Raw genomic sequence first — 20,913 nt, forward strand, 5'->3', positions numbered from 1 at the left:
TTTATTTTATAATTCGGGTTAATCCGATATTTTCCGGAGCGTGAAGCACCATTGGGAATTTCTCTATTTTTACAGAACTACTGTCTAAACCAAAAGCTCTTTCTTCAGACAAACTCAGTTTCTTAATAAAGAAATAAGAGTTCATGATAATGTTTTCGTGCCATCTTAAATCATTGTCATTTGATAAAAACTTCTCAGACAATACAAATTTAAAGTCACCAATAATATTGTTTTTATTCAATGATTCGTAACGGCTGGTGATATCCACTTCTCCACGTTTTACCATGTCGCGAATTACTTCTCTAAACATCAAATTGATTTTGGTAGGCTCTCTAAACCCTAAATTAAAGTCAATTCTGTAAATATCGTCTTTCGCAATTTCAGTAACTTTATATTGTGTTTTATAAGGTTCAGTCAAAATGTTTACGTGTACGAACCAATAGATATCAGCTCTTTTTGGACGTTTTTGTAAAATAGAGTAAATCACTTTTTCCTCCAATTCATCAACACGATTCGCATTAGTCATGTATACTAAATGCGTTGCATATTTAGGGATTGAAAGATCTTCGCTCAACTCCATTAAAACTTTCTTATAATCATCGATCTTGATGATTTTAGTGTAGCTTTTATTAATTTTCTTAGCCAAATACCAAATCGTCATGATCGAAATAAGCATTATTGCTATGATTAAAGTCACGTAACCACCTTCGGCAAATTTGGTAATATTAGCAAATAGGAAACTAAATTCAATTAATAAATAAATCGTGATCAAGGGAACCATAAAGTATAGTTTCACGCGTTTCATGATTAAGTAATAATTCAGCAAAATAGTTGTCATGATCATACATAAGATAATAGCAAGACCATAAGCATGTTCCATATTTCCTGATTCCTGAAAGTGCAATACAATACCAACACAACCGAAAAACAATAACCAGTTAATTGATGGAATATATAATTGTCCTTTTACTTCAGTTGGATATTTGATTTTTACTTTCGGCCAAAAATTCAAACGCATTGCTTCATTTATCAAAGTAAATGAACCACTAATAAGTGCCTGAGAAGCAATTACAGCTGCTAAAGTAGCTACTACAATTCCAAATGGCAAAAACCAGTGTGGCATAATAAGATAGAAAGGATTTCCGTTTTCTCCGCCTAATTGTTGTAATGTATTTCCTTCGTGGTGAATTAAGTAAGCAGCCTGACCAAAATAATTTAAAACCAAAGTTGTTTTTACAAAAATCCAGCTAATTCTAATGTTTTTTCGTCCACAATGTCCCATATCTGAATACAATGCTTCAGCTCCTGTAGTACATAAAAATACAAATCCTAAAACGAAGAAACCATCAGGATGTATGGATAGCAAATGGTAAGCATAATACGGATTAATAGCTTTTATAACCTCTGGATGATCTAAAATTTGAATAGCTCCCAACGTACCTAACATCGCGAACCAAATTAACATCATAGGAGCAAAAAACTTACCAACTAGTTTAGTTCCAAATTGTTGGATAGTAAATAATATGAATAAGATTCCGATTACGATATAGACAATGGTTGAAGTTTCCATTGTTGGATAGAATGCCCTGATTCCTTCTACGGCAGAGGAAATCGAAATGGGTGGGGTAATAATTCCATCTGCAAGCAATGCACTTCCTCCAATAATGGCGGGCACGATGAGCCATTGAATTTTGGTTTTTTTAACTAAGGCATACAAAGCAAAAATACCGCCTTCGCCATGATTATCTGCACTTAACGTGATAAGTACATATTTTATAGTGGTTTGCAATGTCAATGTCCAGAAGACACAAGAGATACCTCCTAAAACGATGTCTGCATTGATGATATGATCACCTAAGATGGCTTTCATTACATACAATGGAGATGTACCAATATCTCCATAAATAATTCCTAATGTGATCAATAAACCTCCAATAGACAACTTACTGTGTAAGTTTTTATGCGCTGCGCTCATGTATATTTTTATAAAAGACGGTTGCAAATTTACTGTTTTAAAATAAATTAGCGTCAATTAATAGTAAAAATAAAAAAAAGCACAATTAAACAATTGTGCTTTTAGTTTTTACTGAAATATGGTTTGAGATTAAATTCTTCTACCGTTACCTCTTGAACCGCCTGAGTTGTTCTCTCTTTGCGATTGACCTCCTCCTCGTGATTCCTGACTTACTCGTGGTGCTTCAGATCTTTGAGGACTTTGAGTAGTTTGCGGTCTTGCAGCATTGGATCTGTTTTCAGAATAGTTTCTTGATGTTTCTGCTCTTGGCGACGAAGCTGTTCTATTTGAGTTCATTCTGTTTTCAGAATTTCCTCTTGAGTTATTCGTGTTATAGTCTGAGTTTCTAGGTGCTTCAGCTCTTGGAGTTGCAGCGGTTCTGTTTGTATTCATTCTATTTTCAGAATTTCCTCTTGAATTATTGTTCTCAGAATAATCACGTCTTGGTTCAGCGTTTCTCTGTGTGTTTTCAACTCTTGAAGGTGTGCTTACTCTGTTTTGATTGTCTCTTGATGAAACACGATTTGAGTTGTAGTTTCTATCAGAGTTTGTTCTGTTTTGACTATAATCTCTGTTTGAATTTGTGGTATTGTTGCCAGAAACCCTATTCGTGTTAGATCTGTTGCTGCTGTAAACATTAGAATTTCTGTTTGTTTCTCTGCTCGCAACACGTCTTTGATCTAATTCATATCTATTATTAACATTTGAATGTCTTTGTGCAAAACTATTGTTTGGACGCATTCTTTCATATCCGTAAGTACGTCTTGATTCGTACAATGCAGGAGCTCTGTAGCTTCTTCGGGTATTAACATAATTGTAATGATTATTTACGTTTATGCATACGTTGATATTATTTCTGTATCTGTAAATTGGATAAGGTCTCCATGCATAATAATAAGTTGGATAATAACCCCATGTCCAGGTAGAAATATAAGGTCTGTAGTTTGTTACCCAAAATGAGGTATAAATTACCGGAACAACACTGTAAACAGGCTCATAAATATAGTTGGCTCCGTATAAATAGCTGTTTCCAACAACCTGTACATTTACCTGATTGTAATTATCTCTTTCTACATCAATTGTGGCAATATCCTGATACACATCACGATCAAGAACCGCCTGAATAATGACAACGTGAGTTCTCGATTCTACAGATTCGATTACACGAAGATAGTCCACCTGATCATCTCCATTTAAATCTAGATTTGATATTTGATATTTAGGATCATTTAAACGTCTTTCAAAATCCTGAAGATTAGCTGATTCTCCAAAAATGGAGGCAACCGCTCTTAAATCTAAATTATCGCTGATATCTGAATTTTTCGCATATACTGTGGTTTGGCTTTGTGCAGAACAAGAGCTAAGACCTATTGCTAAGAACACTAAAAAAAGTACTTTGGCTTTCATGGCAAATCATATTAAGATTAATATTCAGGGATATCCAATTACTGTGCCAGAAAAAAAAACAAAAGCTATTTTATATGTTATAAATAATTGTATTTTAGCAACACCTAAATCTCTACCTATATGAAGAAAGTATTATTGTTTTGTTGCGCTTTTGTTTTATTCGTGTCCTTTAAAACGCTGAATAACAAGAGTGAAAAGTTGTTTTTAAATGGTTTTACATCAATGCAGGTGGATACTTTATTTAAGGATAAAATTAGTATTAGAGCCATTTCTATTGATAAGGATAAAATTTGGTACGGTGGAGATAATTCTCGTTTTGGATATTATGATTTAGAAAAAAAAGAAAAATTTGAAGAGCATATTTACCGCGATACCTTGAAGTTAGAATTCAGAAGTATTGCCCAAAATTCAAAAAATATCTTTTTATTAAGTGTGGGAAATCCCGCACTTCTTTATCAGGTTTCTAAAAAAGATCACAAAGTAAAATTAGTTTACAAAGAAATTAATCCTAAAGTTTTTTACGATAGTATGCAATTTTGGAATGATAAAGAAGGGATTGCGATAGGAGATCCGACTGAAGATACTTTCTCTATTATTGTTACACGTGACGGGGGTGAATCCTGGACAAAATTATTATCAGATAAATTACCGACTAATGCTCAGGGTGAAGCAGCTTTTGCAGCTAGTAATACAAATATTGTAATAAATGGTGATGAAACCTGGCTGGTTTCCGGAGGTAAAAAAGCACGTGTTTTTTATTCTCCTGATAAAGGGAGAACATGGAAAGTAACTGAGACTCCTATTGTTCAGGGGAAAACAATGACAGGTATTTTTACTGCTGATTTTTACGATTCTAAACACGGATTTATTGCCGGTGGCGATTATGAACTTCCGAACAATAAATCTGGAAATAAGGCCTTTACTACTGATGGTGGAAAAACCTGGCAGATAATTGGACAGAACATGGGATTTGGGTATGCATCATGTGTGCAATATGTTCCGGGAGGGAATGGTAAAGAAATTATTTGTGTTGGTTCAGAAGGAATACAATACTCTCAAAATGGAGGAGAAAACTGGACGCAATTATCAACTGATTCAAAGCTTTTTACAATTCGTTTCATCAATCGAAACACTGCAATTGCGGCAGGTCATAACAAAATGGTAAGACTACGCTTTAAATAAAAAATAAATAGTTTATAAATAATAAGCCCCCTAAATAATAAAGTAAGTATTATTATATAGGGGGCTTATCGCTGTTGTTTCTTTATTATTTTCCAGCCTTATCGCGATATTGTTTTAGCAATTTTCGATTAAAATCATCTTCTGATTTTTTAAGCTTTAATATCTTTTTTGCCGAAAGTATCTTTTTAAGATTTGACATATATTTTTCACGTAAAAGATAAAGTTCTTTGTCTGTACTTTCTATTTGACATAACAGACTAGCGGCTTCTTTTTCTGAAATTGAATTAATTTTGTCATCATCCAGCTTACGCAGATAAGTTTTCATTTTCTCGTGACGCAATTCATATTGCTTGTCATCGAAAGCATTATAAATAGGCCAGAATTTTTCTGCTTCTGTAGAAGTAAGCTCCAGTTCTGTTGTTAAAAATGATACTTTGTAGGCTTTAATTTTCTCGCGTTTTTCATCTACTTTATCATTTTGGGCATAAAATGAGAAACTGATTAAGAACATCAATAGCGGTAGTATGTTTTTAATTTTCATCTTTTTAAGTTTTTGTTTTATTCTGAAATTAAGTTTTCAATATTAGGATTGGAAGACAAAATGTCTTCTAATGTTTCTTGTTCAAGTGCTACGCCTTTATTTAGTTTGTCAATATCTTTTGTGTCTAGTTCTTTCATTAAATCATATTGATTTAAATTGGATTGATACGATAAGTAAGTTTCTAATGTCGCTTCATCAAGTTCTTTTGATGTTGCATTGTAATTGTTTACTACAGGAATCATCAGAGTTACTACAACTGCGGCAGCAGCCACGAGTGAAAGTACTTTTTTACGTTTGTAAATCGGAATTACTTTTACTTCTTTTTCGTCGTTTATTTGCTGTAAAACTTTTGTCGATAAAGTATCAAAATAATGATCCGGAGTTTTAAATCCGGTTTGTATTTTCGGTTCGTTTTCTAATTTAAATGCTTTCATAATGTCTATAAGATAGGTTTAGTTACAAAAGGTTTAATTTGACGTAACATATAATTCAATTTTTTTAACCGCATGATGATAAGAAGCTTTCAATGCACCGACTGATGTTCCTAAAATTTCTGCAATTTCTTCGTATTTTAAGTCTTCAAAATATTTCATTTTAAAGACTAATTGTTGTTTTTCCGGTAAGGTGATAATCGCTTTCTGGAGCTTAATCTGAATTTCATCTCCGTCAAAATAAGTATCAGCTTTTAAATTGTCTATGGCTTTATTTTGTAAAGCTTCGGATGTTATTCCGTTTAGCTTTGCTTTTTGGTTTAAGAATGTCAAGGCTTCATTTGTTGCAATGCGATACATCCAGGAAAAAAGTTTACTTTCTCCCTTGAAGCTTTTTAGGTACTGAAACACTTTTACAAAAGTATTTTGTAAAACATCATCGGCATCATCATGATTCAAAACAATGTTTCGAATATGATTATACAATGGTTTTTGATAATCAGACAAGAGTTTTTGAAACGCAACATTCTGCGTTTTAGGATCTAATAATTGCGCTATAAATTCCTTCTCGTTTGTCAAGCTTTAACCTTTATCTTGTTATAACATATAAAGTTAGGAATTTTAACCTTATAATGATTAGAATGAATTATGAGCAAAAGGTTTAATCGTCTTTACTTTTTTTTAGAATTCTGAGTCTTCTTCTTCAGTTGTTTTTGGTGCAGCAGGAGTAGGAGTTGCCGGTCTTGCAGTTTGTGGTTCTGTTTGAGGTTGATAAACAGGAACTTTTGCAACCGGAATTACTTTAGGTTTTGTTGGAAAATAGATTTCCGTCATTAGTTTTGATGGGCTTTTTGTGTCCATTTTGCTAATAGTCAATATCTCAAGGTGTGACCAGCTTAAATCCGGAACAATTTTTTCATTGTTAATAAAAGCTGTTGTTTTAGCAATAGCTTCGTTTGTATGGGTGTAATCTCCTTTTAAAGTTGTTTTTACAGCTTCAAATCCATTTAGTTTTCCTGCCGTAATATCACTTCCTGCGCTTGTTGAAATTTCTTTATTTATAGGTAAACAGATTGAAATTTTTGCCAATCCGCTTGCGGTGTCATAAGTATGATAAATGATAAAAGGTTTTCCGTTCGTAGCCAAACCATTTGTTTCGCTGAATTCTATAAGCTTCGGAATTACAATTCGGGCATTTTTATTTACCTTCAGAATTTCGCTAGTGAAAGTCTGTTTGATATATGGAGTCTCAATTTTTTTAACTACTCCATTAACCTTAATAGCATATGTTCTTGTTTCGTAATCTAGGTTTTTATCGATGTTGGCAAGGCTCTTTTCAGAAATGGTTCCAATAATATTATCTGAACCACCATTTAAAGCAGTGTAAATTTTAAATAAGAAACTCATAGTTCCTTTGGCTTTCCATGTTACTTTTGTTTTACCTGCCAAAGTATCTTTAAATGTCCAGTTGATATCTGCTGCTGTACCGTCAAAATTCATTTTTTGCTGAATGCTTTCTCCTTCTTTTGTTTTTAAGGTTATTGCATTTCCTTTTCCATCAGAACCTTCCCAATAAAAAGAGGCACCATTACCAGCTGTTTTGTTTGGAAAAGTCATTCTCATTGTAGGATCTTCTACTGACCAGGATTCAAAATCTTCATAATTTCTAAAATCGTTTACGTAGTTATAAACAGTCGCTCGGGGAGAGTTGATGACTTTGCTTCTTTCTACAGAAAAAATCCCTTTTTGCGTAGCAACAAAAACGGTTAGCGCAACTAAGCTTAATAACGATAAAAGAAATAAATATTTTAAAATCTTCATTGGTGGTAGGTTGTTTGGTGTCGTAAAGTTATAAATTTTATCACTAGTCGCACTATAGCAGAAAAAAATAAAAGTATACTTTTTAAATTGTTCTTTTCAAGTTAAAATTAATTTTAGACAGAACGATTGTGATACAGTTTAATTGTAAAACTTCGACATTTATTTTATATTTTTAAATATAGAAATAAATTACGAAATTACCTTTTAAAAAAGAATTTGATGATAAATAGTATCGCAATAAAAAGAAGAAAAACGATTAAGACTTTGTAATTTCCTTTGTAAAAAATCTTGTGCAATGCAAGATCTTTTCGATAAGCAAATATCATTACGATTACAAAGGCGATGAAAAAACAGACTGCGAATATTAATTGTCCCTGACTAAACATAGTTAAAATAATTTTTGACAAATTTAGAGAATTGTATATGAATAGTTGCTAATTTGGCTTTTCATTTCATTAAAAAACAAATTTATCTATATATGAAAAAACAAATAGACGCAGTAAAGGAATTTCACACTGCTTTTAAAATAGGACACAGCGAAACACCAATTGCAGATGTGGGTGAAACTAAAAAATATCTTCGCTATAATTTAATGAAAGAAGAGAACGAAGAATATCTTGATGCAGTGCAAAATAATGATTTGGTAGAAATTGCTGATGCCCTTGGGGATATGATGTATATTTTGTGCGGAACCATTATTGAGCATGGTTTGCAGGATAAAATTGAAGCTGTTTTTGATGAAATTCAGCGTAGTAACATGAGTAAGTTAGGTGAAGATGGTCAGCCAATTTATCGTGAAGACGGAAAAGTAATGAAAGGCCCGAATTATTTCAAACCCGATTTTTCAAAATTACTGTAAAATAAAAAGCCTAATAGGTTCTTAAGTCTATTAGGTTCTTTTGTTTTATAACGCTTCGTTGGCAATGTCTTCTAAACGATAATAAATTTTCAATCCTCTTTTTTTGGCAATTCTCACATCATTGTCTGCTCCTTTTGATTCTCCTTCAAGACGAAGAATCGCATCGCATTTTTCAAGAAGTCGATGAGCCACGGGATATTGTATTTCATCCCAAGCGCTATCGCCAATATGTTTTGAGCCAGCTAAATGCATTAATGGTAGCGCTATCCATTCGCCAATTAAAGGCAAATGTCCCATTCTGAATAAAGGAAGCGCTACGGCTTCTAATTTGTCTAAATTTTGCTGAATTAATTTAGGATCGTCGTTTGTTCCACCACGATAAGGACCTGCAATAAGTATAACCATATCTTTATTTTTTATAAAGTAAAGGACGTAAAGATAGTAGAGTAAAAAAATAATGTAGTTTAAGAAATGAACTATTTTTTAATGGCTCTTATCATACTTAAAAATTCAGGTGTAATGCCTAAATAAGACGCTATTTGTTTTTGAGTAACCTGTTTTGCTACCTGCGGATACTTTTCTAAAAAGATATAATAACGATGCTCTGCTGATAGAGAAAGGTTTTGAATGACTCTTAACTGTTCTCTTATATAAGCATTTTGCATAATGATTCTGAAAAAACGTTCGAATTTTGGGATTTTAAGATATAAATTATCTAAATCTTCTTTTCGTAAATGAAATATAACGCTTTCTTCAGTTGTTTCAATATTTAGAATGGCGGGCTGTTGATTTATAAAACAAGCCATATCAGTAATCCACCAGTCAGCAATTGCGAACATTATGGTTGATTCTTTTCCTTCTGCACTTCTGTAAAATGCTCGTAAAGTTCCTGATTGTACAAAATTAATCACGCTGCAAGTTTCTCCTTCTTTTAAAATAATGCTTTTTTTAGGATATTTTTTTTCCTTCAAAATTGAAAGAAAATAAGATATTTCATTCTCATCAAGTGAAATATGTTTAGCAACATTTTTTAAAATTAGATTGTCATTCATTTTTTAGCAATTATAAAACAAATATAAAATAGAAAACCCGACAAATTCTCAGAATCTGCCGGGTTTTGTTTTTATAAATGTCTTCTGATTATTGAACTTTAACAGTCCAGCCAAAAGTATCTTCAGAAAGTTTGTTTTGAAGACTTGTTAGTTTTTCTTTTAAAAGAGAAGCATAAGAATTTTCAATTGGAGTCATTTCATAATAAACATCCTGATAAGAGAATCCTTTGATTACACTTATAACTGCTGCAGTTCCAGCTCCAAAAATTTCTTTTAAAGATCCGTTTTTAGCTGCTTCTACTAATTCTGATACAAGAACAGGACGAACTTCTACATTTAATCCTTCTTTTTCGGCCATAGCAATCAAACTTTTTCTGGTGATACCATCTAAAATTCTTTCGCTTGTTGGAGCAGTCATTAAGGTATCATTAATTCTGAAGAAAACGTTCATTGTTCCCGCTTCTTCTAATTTAGTATGCGTTGCATCATCTGTCCAGATTACTTGTTGGAAACCGTCTTTGTTGGCCAAATTAGTTGGGTAAAACTGTGCAGCATAATTTCCAGCCGCTTTTGCAGCTCCAATTCCACCATTTGCAGCTCTACTATAATGTTCAGCAATAATTACTTTCACTTCGCCTCCATAATATGATTTTGCAGGAGAAAGTAAAATCATGAATTTATATTCGTCAGACGGATTTGCGATAACGCCAGGCCCTGTAGCAATCATAAAGGGACGGATGTACATACTTGCTCCGTTTCCTCTTTGAATCCATTCCTGATCGATTTTCAATAATTCATTCAAGCCATCCATAAAAATAGCTTCCGGAACTTCTGGCATTGCCATACGTACAGCAGAATTATTGAAACGTTTGTAGTTTTCATCAGGTCTAAACAACCAAACATCATTATTTTCATCTTTATAAGCTTTCATTCCTTCAAAAATAGCCTGACCGTAATGAAAGACTTTTGAAGAAGGATCCATTAAAATAGGAGCATACGGCTTAATGACAGGATTTTGCCATTCTCCATTTTTAAAATCACATTCGAATAAATGGTCTGTAAAAACAGCACCAAAGCTTAAGTTTTCAAAGTCTACAGTGCTTATTTTTGACGACGTAGCTTTTCTGATTTCAATTTTGCTTGTTTGAGTTGTACTCATAATAATATATGTTTTATGTAATTTTCATCTCAACAGAAAGAGTTCTAACGTGATGATTTGGTGTAAAATAGGTTTTATTAAATGCAAAATTAAGTAAAAATATATAAATTACTTGCTAAAACTGTATTAATTACGGCCTTTAACTGAGATTTATTTATCTTATAATAAACCTAAAAAAATCACTGACTTTTATAAAGAATTTATGAAAAAAGTATCGTTTTTTAAGGCTTTACGCATTTGTTTTGACTAAATTTGACTAGTAAAATGGTCTGAAAAACAATAAAATCAGATTGTAAATATTGAAAAAGGTGGAAAGAGAAATAATTAAAACGCTAGATGGTTCAACAACAATTCATTTGAAAGAATGGGATGAATGTTATCACTCGAAGCACGGTGCCATTCAGGAAGCAAAACATGTATTTATAAAAAACGGACTTTCTTTATTTGAAAAAGATCCGGTTAGTATTCTTGAAATTGGTTTTGGAACCGGATTAAACGCTTTCATTACTTTTTTAGAATCAATCAAAAAAAATCAGAAGATCGATTATGTTGGGGTAGAAGCATACCCTGTAAATGCTGAAGAAGTTTTAGCCATGAATTATGTAGAAGAGCTGGAAGCATTGGAATTTCATAACATTTTTGAGAAAATGCATAAATGTGAATGGGATAATAAAGTGGAAATTTGCGATCAATTCTCGTTAACCAAAAGGAAACAATTTTTTGATGAAATCGACGATTTTGAAACTTTTGATTTGATTTACTTTGATGCCTTCGGATATCGTGTACAACCCGAATTATGGAGTACTGAAATTTTTCAGAAAATGTACAATAGTTTAAAATCAAATGGCGTTTTAGTGACATATGCCGCTCGCGGAGTTGTTAAAAGAAGCATGATTGCTGTTGGTTTTACTGTCGAAAAATTAGCTGGACCTCCAGGGAAACGAGAAATGTTTCGAGCCTTTAAAAGGGTTTAAATTAGTTATTTATAACGGTTCTATATTGATTTATCTGTACTAAGAAAACGGTTTCGTTGCTAAAGTTTTTAAAAAAAATAGTTAAAATAAAGCTTTGTATGTGTTATTTGTTTAAATTTGGTGCGAGTTTAGAAATATAGATAACCCCCAAAAATCTTATTTTATTATGTCAAAAATGATGTTTGATTACACGAAATCAATACTTGAGAGAGTTAGTTTCGATCCGATACTTTTCTGCAAAGAGCTGGAAAAAGCTATCAAAACACTGTTACCGTATGAGATGGAACAATTGCAAGAATGGTTATTGAATTTTATTATTGAAAAACCAGAATTAAAACAAAGTCTACTACTAATTAAAGTATAAAGAAAAAGGAGCCAAATTGGCTCCTTTTTTATTTTTATTTCTTTTGTAGCGGACTAATGATTTGAACATTCTGAAAAACTATTGCTCCTTTTACAACCCCGGCAATAGTTGATCGAAGCGCGTCAATGATTTGCATTTTTAATTCGCTCTTCGGGTAAATTAAGCTTACCTCACGGGCAGGCTTTGGTTCCTTAAAATTACGTAGTTTCAGTTTATCGGAATCTTTTAAATCCATGGTGTGCAAGTACGGTAGTAACGTTGTGCCCAAGCCTTCGTCGGCCAATTTTATCAGTGTTTCAAAACTTCCGCTTTGAATCTGAAAATTGTTTTGTTCGACATCGGTTCCGTTTTTGCATAAATTCAAAATACCGTCTCTAAAGCAATGTCCGTCCTGTAAAAGTAAAATTTCATTGATATTTAAGTCGGCTACCTCAATTTCTTCTTTCTGAAAATTAGCATGTTGTTCAGGTATGTAAGCCACAAACGGCTCAAAATACAAAACAATTTCTTTTATTTTTTCGTCTTCGAGCGGAGTAGCGGCAATGGCAGCATCAAGATGGCCATTTTTAAGTTTCACAATAATTTCATCTGTATTCAGCTCTTCGATTAAGAGTTTTACTTTTGGATATTTTTTAATGAAATTGTTCAGGAACATTGGTAAAAGCGTTGGCATAATCGTCGGAATAATTCCCAAACGGAATTCTCCCCCAATGAAACCTTTTTGCTGTTCTACAATATCTTTGATTCTATCTGCTTCGTTTACAATGTTTTTAGCCTGATTTACAATTTTCTGACCAATGTCTGTAAGTTGAATAGGTTTTTTGCTTCTGTCGAAAATTAAAATGTTAAGTTCTTCTTCAATTTTCTGAATCTGCATGCTTAAAGTGGGTTGCGTCACAAAACATTTTTCGGCAGCTAGCGTAAAATTTTTGTGTTCGGCAACAGCTAACACATATTGTAATTGAGTTATCGTCATTTTGATAGTATTTTGTGATGCAAAAATAAGAAAATATAATTTTTTTTTATAACTTTTTTTAAGGAGTTACTTTAAATTTGTAGTAACTTACTGTAAAATAATAAAAACATGAAAACGAATATTTTAGGATTACCTGTAAAAGAGTCAGAATTGTTAGTAAAAGAATTGAATGTCTTATTGTCTAATTTTCAGGTTTACTACCAAAATTTAAGAGGGATACATTGGAATATTAGAGGAAAACGTTTCTTTGATTTACATGTAAAATTTGAGGAATTATACACAGATTCTCAATTAAAAATTGATATAATAGCAGAGAGAGTTTTGACAATTGGCGGAACTCCTTTACATACTTTTGAAGACTACATAAAAAACAACAAATTGACAGTTGGAAAAAATATTTCAAATGATGAAAAAGCGGTTCAATTGATCGTACATTCTTTATCAGATTTACTTAAAATTGAAAGAGAAATCTTAAATCAGTCAGCTGAAATCAATGATGAAGGGACAAATTCTATGATGAGTGACTTCATTGCGGAGCAGGAAAAAACGATTTGGATGATGAATGCATGGCTTGAAGAAGAGTTGTAATTCGTTGTTTATAAATAATTTAAAAAGCAGTATTATCGCCATAGATGATACTGCTTTTTTTACGAATGTTAAATTTCTATAAAAATTTTTGCTTCAAGCTTTGATTTTATTTGTTTAACACTATTTTTGCGACAATGAAATTACTCGCTCGCATATTATTATTCATATTTATTGCTTTCCTGGCAACGCCTACTGTTGTGACGTTGATGAAGAAAAGTAATGATACGTCTATATTCTTTAGTTTTTCTGAAGAGGAGCACTCACACAAAGAACTTAAGGCTGCTGTTTATCCGGCAATACTTCACCATGAAGTTGTAATGCCTGCTTATATTGAAAAAAAGACCATCGTGTCTGAAAATATTGTAAAATTAGACAATATTTCTCCGAGCATATTTGCTCCACCTCCCAATTTAGTATAATACTTCCGATTATTTTAAACTAACTGTATTTATAGTAGATGCAGTAGATCTTTAATGTATCAATTTTTAGTATTGTATTATGTCAAAAAAAATTAATCTTTTTGCCAACCTTAAATCTGATTTTGCTTCAGGTTTGGTGGTTTTCTTGGTGGCTCTTCCATTGTGTTTAGGTATTGCAATGGCTTCTGGAGCGCCATTATTTTCTGGAATTATCGCAGGTGTTGTTGGTGGTATTGTGGTAGGTTTTTTAAGCCAGTCACATATTAGTGTATCTGGTCCGGCAGCTGGTCTAACAGCTATTATTCTTACCGCTATCACTGATTTTGGTGCCTTCGATGTTTTTTTAATGTCTGTTTTTATTGCTGGATTAATTCAATTAGCATTAGGATTTTTAAAAGCCGGAAGTATTTCAAATTATTTTCCAACCAATGTAATCGAGGGAATGCTTGCGGGTATCGGGATTATTATTATTCTGAAACAATTGCCACACGCTTTTGGTTATGATGCTGATTTTGAAGGTGATCAGGCTTTTATTCAGAATGATGGTAGCAATTCATTCTCCTTTTTATTTGATGTAATTAATCATATTCAATTAGGAGCTGTAGTTATTTCGTTAGTTTCATTTGTAATATTAATTGCCTGGGATAAAGTTCCTTTTTTAAAGAAATTAAAGCTAGTTCCGGGAGCACTTATCGCGGTTATTGCAGGTGTAGTCTTAAATGAAGTTTTTACTTCTACAGGAAGCTCATTGGCAATTGCAAAAGAGCATTTGGTTTCTTTGCCAGTTCCAAAATCTTTTGACGAATTTAAATCAATTCTTATTACACCAAATTTTGCTGCTGTAACAAATCCGCAGGTTTGGGTAGTAGCTGTTACAATTGCCATTGTAGCTTCTATTGAAACTTTATTATGTATTGAAGCTGCTGACAGAATGGACGTTCAAAAACGTTATACCAATACAAATGTTGAGTTAAGAGCTCAGGGAATTGGTAATATCGTGAGTTCACTTTTAGGAGGTTTACCAATGACATCAGTTGTGGTTAGATCATCTGCAAATAATAATGCAGGTGCAAAATCTAAGATGTCTGCTATTATTCACGGTGTACTTTTATTAGTAAGTGTATTGAGTATTCCGGCAATTTTAAATAAAATTCCGTTAGCTACTTTAGCAACTGTTTTAATATTAGTTGGATACAAATTAGCTAAGCCTGCAACTTTCTTGCATTTCTGGGAAAAAGGAAAATACCAATTCGTGCCTTTTATTGCCACTTTAGTATTTGTTGTAGCGACAGATTTATTGAAAGGTGTTGCATTAGGAATTATTATCAGTATTATTTTTGTATTGAGAGGAAACCTAAAAAGAGCTTACAGCTTTAAAAAGGAAGAATACGAAGATGGAGATGTTATTCATATCGACTTAGCTCAGGAAGTTTCTTTCTTAAACAAAGCGGCTATCAAGTTGACATTGAATGAAATTCCTGAAAATTCAAAAGTGATCATCAACGCGCATGATACAGAATATATCGCACACGATGTTTTGGATTTAATTCGTGAGTTTAAAGAAACTCGTGCTATTGATGAAAATATCAAAGTAAAACTGAAAGGTTTTAAGAAAGCTTACGAGTTAGAAAATACACCTGACAAAGACAATCACGTTACAATCGAACATTATTATGATGTTGCGAAGAGAGCATTGGTTAAAAAAGAAACCGTAAAAAAATAAATTTTAATAAATTAAATAAATTAAGGTATTTCTGCAGGGGTAGAACTATCAAAATTTAGGTAACTTTACATAAGTTCTTTTTGATACGTTTAATCACATGGAAATGCCATTCAAAAATTAAAAAATAATGAAAGAGTTTTATAAGCAATTAATAGAAAACAACAAGCAGTGGGTAGAAAAATCATTAGCATTAGACCCAAATTATTTCGCAGATTTAGCAAAAGGACAAACGCCACCATTGTTGTGGATTGGATGTTCTGACAGCCGTGTTCCTGCAAACGAAATTATTGGAGCTAAGCCAGGTGAGGTTTTTGTACACCGTAATATTGCTAATATGGTAGTGCACTCAGACATGAACATGTTAAGTGTATTAGATTATGCGGTAAATGTTTTAAAAGTAAAACACGTTATTGTTTGCGGACATTATGGTTGTGGTGGTGTAAAAGCTGCAATGGGAAATATGTCAGTTGGAATTATCGACAACTGGATTCGTCATATTAAAGATGAATACCGTTTACACGACAAGTATTTAAATTCAATTGAAGATGAAACAGAGCGTTTTAATGCTTTTGTTGAAATCAATGCTAAAGAACAAGTTTACAACTTAGCAAAAACATCTATTGTACAAGGCGCTTGGCAAAATGGTCAGGACCTAATGCTTCACGGATGGGTTTACGGATTAAATTCTGGTTTTATAACTGATTTAAATGTAAACATTGCTTCGAATGCTGAATTAGATGATGTTTATCAATTGAATAATCTATAAGAAGATCATTTATATGAATAAAAAATCGCCTCAAAAGGGCGATTTTTTTTATTCGTTTTCGTCTAGGTTTTCATTGAAAGCTGATGGTAACATTGTTGGAATAAACTTTATTAGGATCGGCAATAACAAACTTCCGCCAGGAAGTAAAAAGATCGTAAGCGACGGAATCGTTTTGCAGATATCCAAAAGCTGTTTTTTTACTTTTTTCTTTTCCTTGGCATCCAGATCCCTAGTTGTAGAATAAGCTAGCAGCACCATTAATTCTTTGCTCTGAACAATTTCCTTAACCAGTCTGTTTTTATTTCTAATAATCAATTTTACGACTGTGTGTGTCATCTGATCATAAAAATGTTTCACCGGATTTGAATAATTGAAATACGGAATCTTCTTTTTATGTGTTGTGATGAACGAATTGGTAGTATCGATACTATGTGTTACAAAATCGTCTGAAACTTGCATCATTGATCCTAATGAATATAAAAAGTAAGCTTCTTCATTCTCTACTACACCATCACTCCATAAAGCCATTCCGGCCATGTCGATTAAATAATAATGCTCCAGTTTATTGGTAAAATAATCAAGTTGTAAAGTTTCTAATGTATCAACAGTAACTTTTGAAAATTTTGAATAGCGTATTGACGCTTCAAAAAGCTTAATCAGTAAATCATCATGCTGCGATTTTACCGTTTTCGTTTTTAAGGCCAAACCAACAATACCAAGAACGGTTTCCTCAATTCGCTTTAAATATTTCTCCGGAATTGCACCATGTTCTAAATATTGTCTAAACGCTAATACATCAATAAACAACAAAGCATTGGTTACCAGATGCGAAAAGTTTTTACTGATAATACTGTCGTTAGTCTGTACTCGTTGATCGATTATACTTTCTAACGAAAGGGAAGGAGTATCTTTTGGAAGTAAAATCTTAAACAGATTAAATCCTTCAGGATTCATTTCTTTATAAAATTTTAAAACTTCGGTAGTGAAATTGTTGGGTTCAGAATTTCTTTTTTCCAGGCAAAAAACACCATACAAAGTATTTAATAAGGCAATTTTAGAAATCTCGGTTTTAAACCAGCCTTTTATCGGAATGGGAATTTGAGAATCAATCGAAATGATATGGCCATAAATAAATCCGGTGGCTCTGACTTTATCGTAAAACGATTCATTAGTCTCAAAAGGAATAGCTTCTGAAAACTTTTGTTCGCTAAAAAACTTATCTATCCAACCTGGTGCTGATGGGTTAATCATTAACTTTTGTTTGAGGCTACAAAGCTATATCTTTTTCTTGTTTTAGAATTACTTTAAAATGAAATAACCACTAGATTTTGTGAAAAAATAGTGGTTATTGTATTTTTATTTGATGATTCCTGCGCAGGCAACTCTACCACCGGCATTTCCGGTAGGCTGAGTGGTAAAATCATCTGTTCCCTGATGTACTATTAAACCTTTGCCTAAAACATCTTTGGATGCATCTCCACAGCCAACACACCATTCGTCAGTGGTTAAAGTTATAGTTCCGTTACCTTTTGCATCAGCAGTGAAGTTTCCTATATCGCCTTTGTGATATTCACCAACGCCCCATTTTCCGTGTTTTTTAAAGGTTGGATTCCAGTGTCCGCCAGCTGAACTTCCATCTGCAGCAGTACAATCTGATTTTTCGTGAATGTGTATAGCGTGAACACCAGGCTGTAATCCGGCCACTTTTGCAACAAAAGTTACTTTTCCGTTTTTCTCTGTAAAAGTTGCAGTTCCGCTTACGGTGCTGTTACTTTTTGGTTCCAGATTTACAGTTAAAGTTTTGGCATCATTTGATTTTGTATTTGTCTTACAGCCAATAATTAAGGCAGTAATTATAGCGAAAGAAACAATTATTTTTTTCATACGTGAGGCTTTTAAATTAAAGATTAAGTAAATTTAACATAAAAAATACGATATAACTTAACGTCTTAAGTTAAAAAAATCTAAAACTATTAGTCGTATTTTACTAATAGTTTGAGGCTGAAGACAAAAATATTGTTTAAATTCGTAGAGGTTTTTAACGAAAATTTTCCCAAATTCGATTTTCTAATTCATTAATATTTAATCTTTAACGTTATGATGAAGAATGTTTTTATCCTGTTTTTTTTAAGTGCTATACTAATTTCGTGTAAATGCAAAAAAGTAGATTCAGTTTCTAAACTAGAAGGAAATTGGGAACTAAATTATATTTCGGGCCCAAGAATTGCTTTTGATGGATTGTACCCCACCAAAAAACCAACCATAAATTTCGATCTTAAAGAAAATCATATTTCGGGTAACAGCAGCTGTAATTCTTTTAACGGAAAACTGGTTCTCGACGCTAATAAAATTGATTTCACTCAACCTATGGCAATGACAAAAATGATGTGCCAGGACGGACAAGGAGAACAAGTATTTATGAGCACTTTGCAAAAAATAACTTCCTATGATGTGACAGATGATGGTAAGACTTTGAATCTTATTTCTGGTGATATTGCTATGATGCGATTTACCAAAAAGTAAATTTTTACTTCTATTTAACTCTATTAAAAATTTATTTATGAAACGTAAATTATCAATTTTATTAGTGTTATTGTGCTTTTTAAGCTTTCCAGTTTTGGCTCAGGAAAAAACAAAGAAAGAATTAAAAGCAGAGCGTGAATTACAGAAACAAAAAGAAATAGAAGCACTTATCGATTCTAAAAATTTTGTTTTTGAAGCACAAAAAGCAACTCCACAAGGAGGCCGGATGTTGAATTTAGATTACAATACCTATTTTTTAAAATTTAATACAGACAAAACCACGTGTGATTTGCCATTCTTTGGTCGTGCTTTTAGTGTACCATATGGGGGAGATGGTGGTATAAAATTCGAAGGCGTGCCGGAAAACGTAAAGATTGAAAAAAAGAAAAAATCGTATACTTTGAAAGCAACTGTAAAAGGTAAAGATGATGTTTATACGCTTTATTTTAATATTTTTTTTAATGGAGGGGCCTCGCTTTCTATCAGCAGTAATAACAGAGCATCGATTTCATATGATGGAGAAATTGAAGCTCCAAAAACAGATGAAATTAAGAAATAAGAAGAGCCTTAGTTTTAAATAATTGGATCCCCGAATTCTTTACTTTATGCCAAAAAATACTTTTTATGCTTTGATTGAGAAACACTATTTTTTGATGTTGTTTCTGTTGGGAATGTCTTCAGGTTTTAGCCAGGATTTAGAACCTCGGGTATATGCTAATGTTCCTAAAAAATTAAATGTAGCTGCCTTCGGATATGCTTTTATGGATGGAAATGTACTAACAGAACCATCATTGCCAGTTTCTGATTTCGTTATTCAAAGTCATAATCTGGCCGCAACCTATGTGAGAACATTTGGTTTGGCAAATAAATTGGCTCGCGTGCAAGTTGCATTACCTTTTACTTTTATGGATGGATCAGTGAACGTAAGTGGTCAGAATATAACAGGTTCAAGAACGGGTTTTGGTGATATGAAGGTACGATTTGGAATCAATTTGTTAGGTTCCCCGGCTCTTGATAAATCAGAATTTAGAAAATTTGAGCAAAAAACCATTTTAGGGGTGAGTTTAGTGACATCCATTCCAACAGGAAAATATTATGATGATAAGCGCGTGAATATTGGTACAAACCGTTGGGGATTTAAACCTGAGGTTGGTATTTCGCAGCGATTTTCTCATTTTTATGCTGAAGTCTATGGTGGCGTCTGGTTTTATACCGCTAACAATGATTTTTTAGGAAAAAAAATGGAGCAGAAACCAACAGGCAGCTTACAGGCACACGCCAGTTATTATTTTAAGAACAGTATGTGGCTTGGTTTTAATACGACCTGGTTTTTTGGAGGCAAAACAATTACCGATGGTGTTTCTGATGCCAGTGAGATTGATAATTGGAGAGTAGGAGGAACATTTTCAACACCAATTGCAAAAGGCCAGTCTCTTAGGTTTCAATACCATGTAGGGGCCTATACAAACAATGGCTTAAATTATTATGCTTTAACGGCAGCGTATCAATATTCTTTCTTTTAGAGATTGAAAATGGTGTAATGTGTTTAAAATCAGTATATTTGATAATGAGTAAATGTTTGAATCAATCTAAAACCAAAAAACTATGAAAAAATTAAGTCTTATTCTTGTTATGGCAATCGCCTCCTTTTCATCGTATGCGCAATCTTCATATAAAGAAGATGTAGAATTAGTGCAGAGTATTTATGGAAAATCTAAAAGTGACCTCGTAAAACAATATATGAATTTGTCTGATACTCAAAATGCTGCTTTTACAAAAGTATATGACAATTACGAAAGCGAACGTAAAGCGCTTGGTCAAACCAAATTACAGCTAATTAATTATTATGCAGAGAACTATGCAACTCTTACGGAAGAAAAAGCAGACGAATTAGCCAAAGGAACTTTAAAAAATAATCAGGATTATGAAAAGTTATATTCCAAAACTTATGGTCAGGCTAAAAAAGCAATTGGAGCAATAAATGCTGCAAAATTTATTCAGCTAGAGGTCTATCTGCAGACTGTTATTCGTAACGAAATTCAGGAGTCAATACCTTTTATTGGTGAATTGGATAAAACAAAAGTTCAGATGTGATTTTTCACTATTGATAAAAA

At 32.7% G+C, this 20,913-nt stretch carries 25 protein-coding genes; 12 read left to right on the forward strand and 13 right to left on the reverse strand.

Annotated features, from left to right (window positions below):
* Window position 1: 1 nt before the first annotated feature.
* Window positions 2–1,975, reverse strand: a complete 1,974-nt coding sequence (locus Q7C23_RS11430; protein WP_072972711.1) for a KUP/HAK/KT family potassium transporter — start codon at window positions 1,973–1,975, stop codon at window positions 2–4.
* Between the two features lie 129 nt (window positions 1,976–2,104).
* Window positions 2,105–3,421: a hypothetical protein gene (locus tag Q7C23_RS11435; RefSeq protein ID WP_375032644.1), complete on the reverse strand. Its 1,317-nt coding sequence runs from the start codon at window positions 3,419–3,421 to the stop codon at window positions 2,105–2,107.
* A gap of 120 nt (window positions 3,422–3,541) precedes the next feature.
* Here Q7C23_RS11435 and Q7C23_RS11440 point away from each other — a divergent pair, with 120 nt between their 5' ends.
* Window positions 3,542–4,603 (forward strand): WD40/YVTN/BNR-like repeat-containing protein, encoded by a 1,062-nt coding sequence (locus tag Q7C23_RS11440; protein WP_375032645.1) that lies wholly within the window; start codon window positions 3,542–3,544, stop codon window positions 4,601–4,603.
* Between the two features lie 85 nt (window positions 4,604–4,688).
* Here Q7C23_RS11440 and Q7C23_RS11445 read toward each other — a convergent pair whose 3' ends face one another.
* The 5 genes from Q7C23_RS11445 to Q7C23_RS11465 all read right to left on the reverse strand — a co-directional run bounded on the left by Q7C23_RS11445 (window position 4,689) and on the right by Q7C23_RS11465 (window position 7,782).
* On the reverse strand, window positions 4,689–5,144 hold the full coding sequence (locus tag Q7C23_RS11445; RefSeq protein WP_375032646.1) for a sensor of ECF-type sigma factor: 456 nt from the start codon (window positions 5,142–5,144) through the stop codon (window positions 4,689–4,691).
* A 17-nt stretch (window positions 5,145–5,161) separates the two neighbouring features.
* Window positions 5,162–5,578: a hypothetical protein gene (locus Q7C23_RS11450; RefSeq protein WP_375032647.1), complete on the reverse strand. Its 417-nt coding sequence runs from the start codon at window positions 5,576–5,578 to the stop codon at window positions 5,162–5,164.
* A gap of 33 nt (window positions 5,579–5,611) precedes the next feature.
* Window positions 5,612–6,154 carry an RNA polymerase sigma factor gene (locus tag Q7C23_RS11455; protein WP_375032648.1) on the reverse strand — a complete coding sequence of 181 codons (543 nt, stop codon included), beginning with the start codon at window positions 6,152–6,154 and terminating at the stop codon, window positions 5,612–5,614.
* A gap of 102 nt (window positions 6,155–6,256) precedes the next feature.
* Window positions 6,257–7,396: a transcriptional regulator gene (locus Q7C23_RS11460; protein ID WP_375032649.1), complete on the reverse strand. Its 1,140-nt coding sequence runs from the start codon at window positions 7,394–7,396 to the stop codon at window positions 6,257–6,259.
* A 197-nt stretch (window positions 7,397–7,593) separates the two neighbouring features.
* Entirely contained in the window at window positions 7,594–7,782 is a 189-nt protein-coding gene (locus Q7C23_RS11465) for a hypothetical protein (RefSeq protein WP_375032650.1), read from the reverse strand.
* A 92-nt stretch (window positions 7,783–7,874) separates the two neighbouring features.
* Between Q7C23_RS11465 and Q7C23_RS11470 the strand changes: the two genes are divergently transcribed.
* Window positions 7,875–8,255, forward strand: coding sequence for a nucleoside triphosphate pyrophosphohydrolase family protein (locus Q7C23_RS11470; protein ID WP_194656934.1), 381 nt, complete (start codon window positions 7,875–7,877; stop codon window positions 8,253–8,255).
* A gap of 45 nt (window positions 8,256–8,300) precedes the next feature.
* Here Q7C23_RS11470 and Q7C23_RS11475 read toward each other — a convergent pair whose 3' ends face one another.
* The 3 genes from Q7C23_RS11475 to Q7C23_RS11485 form a co-directional block, all read right to left on the reverse strand.
* Entirely contained in the window at window positions 8,301–8,660 is a 360-nt protein-coding gene (locus tag Q7C23_RS11475; RefSeq protein ID WP_375032651.1) for a DUF4406 domain-containing protein, read from the reverse strand.
* Window positions 8,661–8,731: 71 nt separating this feature from the next.
* Window positions 8,732–9,307 carry a Crp/Fnr family transcriptional regulator gene (locus Q7C23_RS11480; protein ID WP_375032652.1) on the reverse strand — a complete coding sequence of 192 codons (576 nt, stop codon included), beginning with the start codon at window positions 9,305–9,307 and terminating at the stop codon, window positions 8,732–8,734.
* An 88-nt stretch (window positions 9,308–9,395) separates the two neighbouring features.
* Entirely contained in the window at window positions 9,396–10,466 is a 1,071-nt protein-coding gene (locus tag Q7C23_RS11485; protein WP_375032653.1) for a branched-chain amino acid aminotransferase, read from the reverse strand.
* Between the two features lie 308 nt (window positions 10,467–10,774).
* On the opposite strand from Q7C23_RS11485, the gene mnmD reads away from it, so the two are divergent.
* Together mnmD and Q7C23_RS11495 are read left to right on the forward strand one after the other, a co-directional pair.
* Entirely contained in the window at window positions 10,775–11,440 is a 666-nt protein-coding gene (gene mnmD, locus Q7C23_RS11490) for a tRNA (5-methylaminomethyl-2-thiouridine)(34)-methyltransferase MnmD (RefSeq protein WP_375032654.1), read from the forward strand.
* Between the two features lie 166 nt (window positions 11,441–11,606).
* Window positions 11,607–11,804: a hypothetical protein gene (locus Q7C23_RS11495; protein ID WP_017496117.1), complete on the forward strand. Its 198-nt coding sequence runs from the start codon at window positions 11,607–11,609 to the stop codon at window positions 11,802–11,804.
* Window positions 11,805–11,838: 34 nt separating this feature from the next.
* On the opposite strand, the gene Q7C23_RS11500 is transcribed toward Q7C23_RS11495, so the two are convergent.
* A complete protein-coding gene (locus tag Q7C23_RS11500; RefSeq protein WP_375032655.1) occupies window positions 11,839–12,780 on the reverse strand; it encodes a LysR substrate-binding domain-containing protein in 942 nt (313 codons plus the stop codon).
* Between the two features lie 108 nt (window positions 12,781–12,888).
* Between Q7C23_RS11500 and Q7C23_RS11505 the strand changes: the two genes are divergently transcribed.
* The 4 genes from Q7C23_RS11505 (at window position 12,889) to can (ending at window position 16,276) form a co-directional block, all read left to right on the forward strand.
* Window positions 12,889–13,368, forward strand: a complete 480-nt coding sequence (locus Q7C23_RS11505; protein WP_375032656.1) for a Dps family protein — start codon at window positions 12,889–12,891, stop codon at window positions 13,366–13,368.
* Window positions 13,369–13,502: 134 nt separating this feature from the next.
* Complete coding sequence (locus Q7C23_RS11510; protein WP_072972689.1) at window positions 13,503–13,787, forward strand: hypothetical protein; 285 nt, start codon at window positions 13,503–13,505, stop codon at window positions 13,785–13,787.
* A gap of 79 nt (window positions 13,788–13,866) precedes the next feature.
* A complete protein-coding gene (locus Q7C23_RS11515) occupies window positions 13,867–15,510 on the forward strand; it encodes a SulP family inorganic anion transporter (RefSeq protein WP_375032657.1) in 1,644 nt (547 codons plus the stop codon).
* 127 nt (window positions 15,511–15,637) lie between these two features.
* Complete coding sequence (gene can, locus Q7C23_RS11520; protein ID WP_375032658.1) at window positions 15,638–16,276, forward strand: carbonate dehydratase; 639 nt, start codon at window positions 15,638–15,640, stop codon at window positions 16,274–16,276.
* Between the two features lie 48 nt (window positions 16,277–16,324).
* Here can and Q7C23_RS11525 read toward each other — a convergent pair whose 3' ends face one another.
* Together Q7C23_RS11525 and Q7C23_RS11530 are read right to left on the reverse strand one after the other, a co-directional pair.
* A complete protein-coding gene (locus Q7C23_RS11525; protein ID WP_375032659.1) occupies window positions 16,325–17,527 on the reverse strand; it encodes an LETM1-related biofilm-associated protein in 1,203 nt (400 codons plus the stop codon).
* A gap of 105 nt (window positions 17,528–17,632) precedes the next feature.
* On the reverse strand, window positions 17,633–18,160 hold the full coding sequence (locus tag Q7C23_RS11530; protein WP_375032660.1) for a superoxide dismutase family protein: 528 nt from the start codon (window positions 18,158–18,160) through the stop codon (window positions 17,633–17,635).
* Window positions 18,161–18,373: 213 nt separating this feature from the next.
* On the opposite strand from Q7C23_RS11530, the gene Q7C23_RS11535 reads away from it, so the two are divergent.
* The 4 genes from Q7C23_RS11535 (at window position 18,374) to Q7C23_RS11550 (ending at window position 20,893) form a co-directional block, all read left to right on the forward strand.
* Window positions 18,374–18,799 carry an META domain-containing protein gene (locus tag Q7C23_RS11535; protein ID WP_375032661.1) on the forward strand — a complete coding sequence of 142 codons (426 nt, stop codon included), beginning with the start codon at window positions 18,374–18,376 and terminating at the stop codon, window positions 18,797–18,799.
* A gap of 37 nt (window positions 18,800–18,836) precedes the next feature.
* Window positions 18,837–19,358: a DUF4251 domain-containing protein gene (locus Q7C23_RS11540; protein ID WP_375032662.1), complete on the forward strand. Its 522-nt coding sequence runs from the start codon at window positions 18,837–18,839 to the stop codon at window positions 19,356–19,358.
* A gap of 46 nt (window positions 19,359–19,404) precedes the next feature.
* Complete coding sequence (locus Q7C23_RS11545) at window positions 19,405–20,322, forward strand: transporter (RefSeq protein ID WP_375032663.1); 918 nt, start codon at window positions 19,405–19,407, stop codon at window positions 20,320–20,322.
* 82 nt (window positions 20,323–20,404) lie between these two features.
* On the forward strand, window positions 20,405–20,893 hold the full coding sequence (locus Q7C23_RS11550) for a hypothetical protein (RefSeq protein ID WP_375032664.1): 489 nt from the start codon (window positions 20,405–20,407) through the stop codon (window positions 20,891–20,893).
* The last annotated feature ends 20 nt before the right edge of the window (window positions 20,894–20,913 follow it).

Source organism: Flavobacterium sp. LAR06 (assembly GCF_041946075.1).
Classification (GTDB): Bacteria; Bacteroidota; Bacteroidia; order Flavobacteriales; family Flavobacteriaceae; genus Flavobacterium.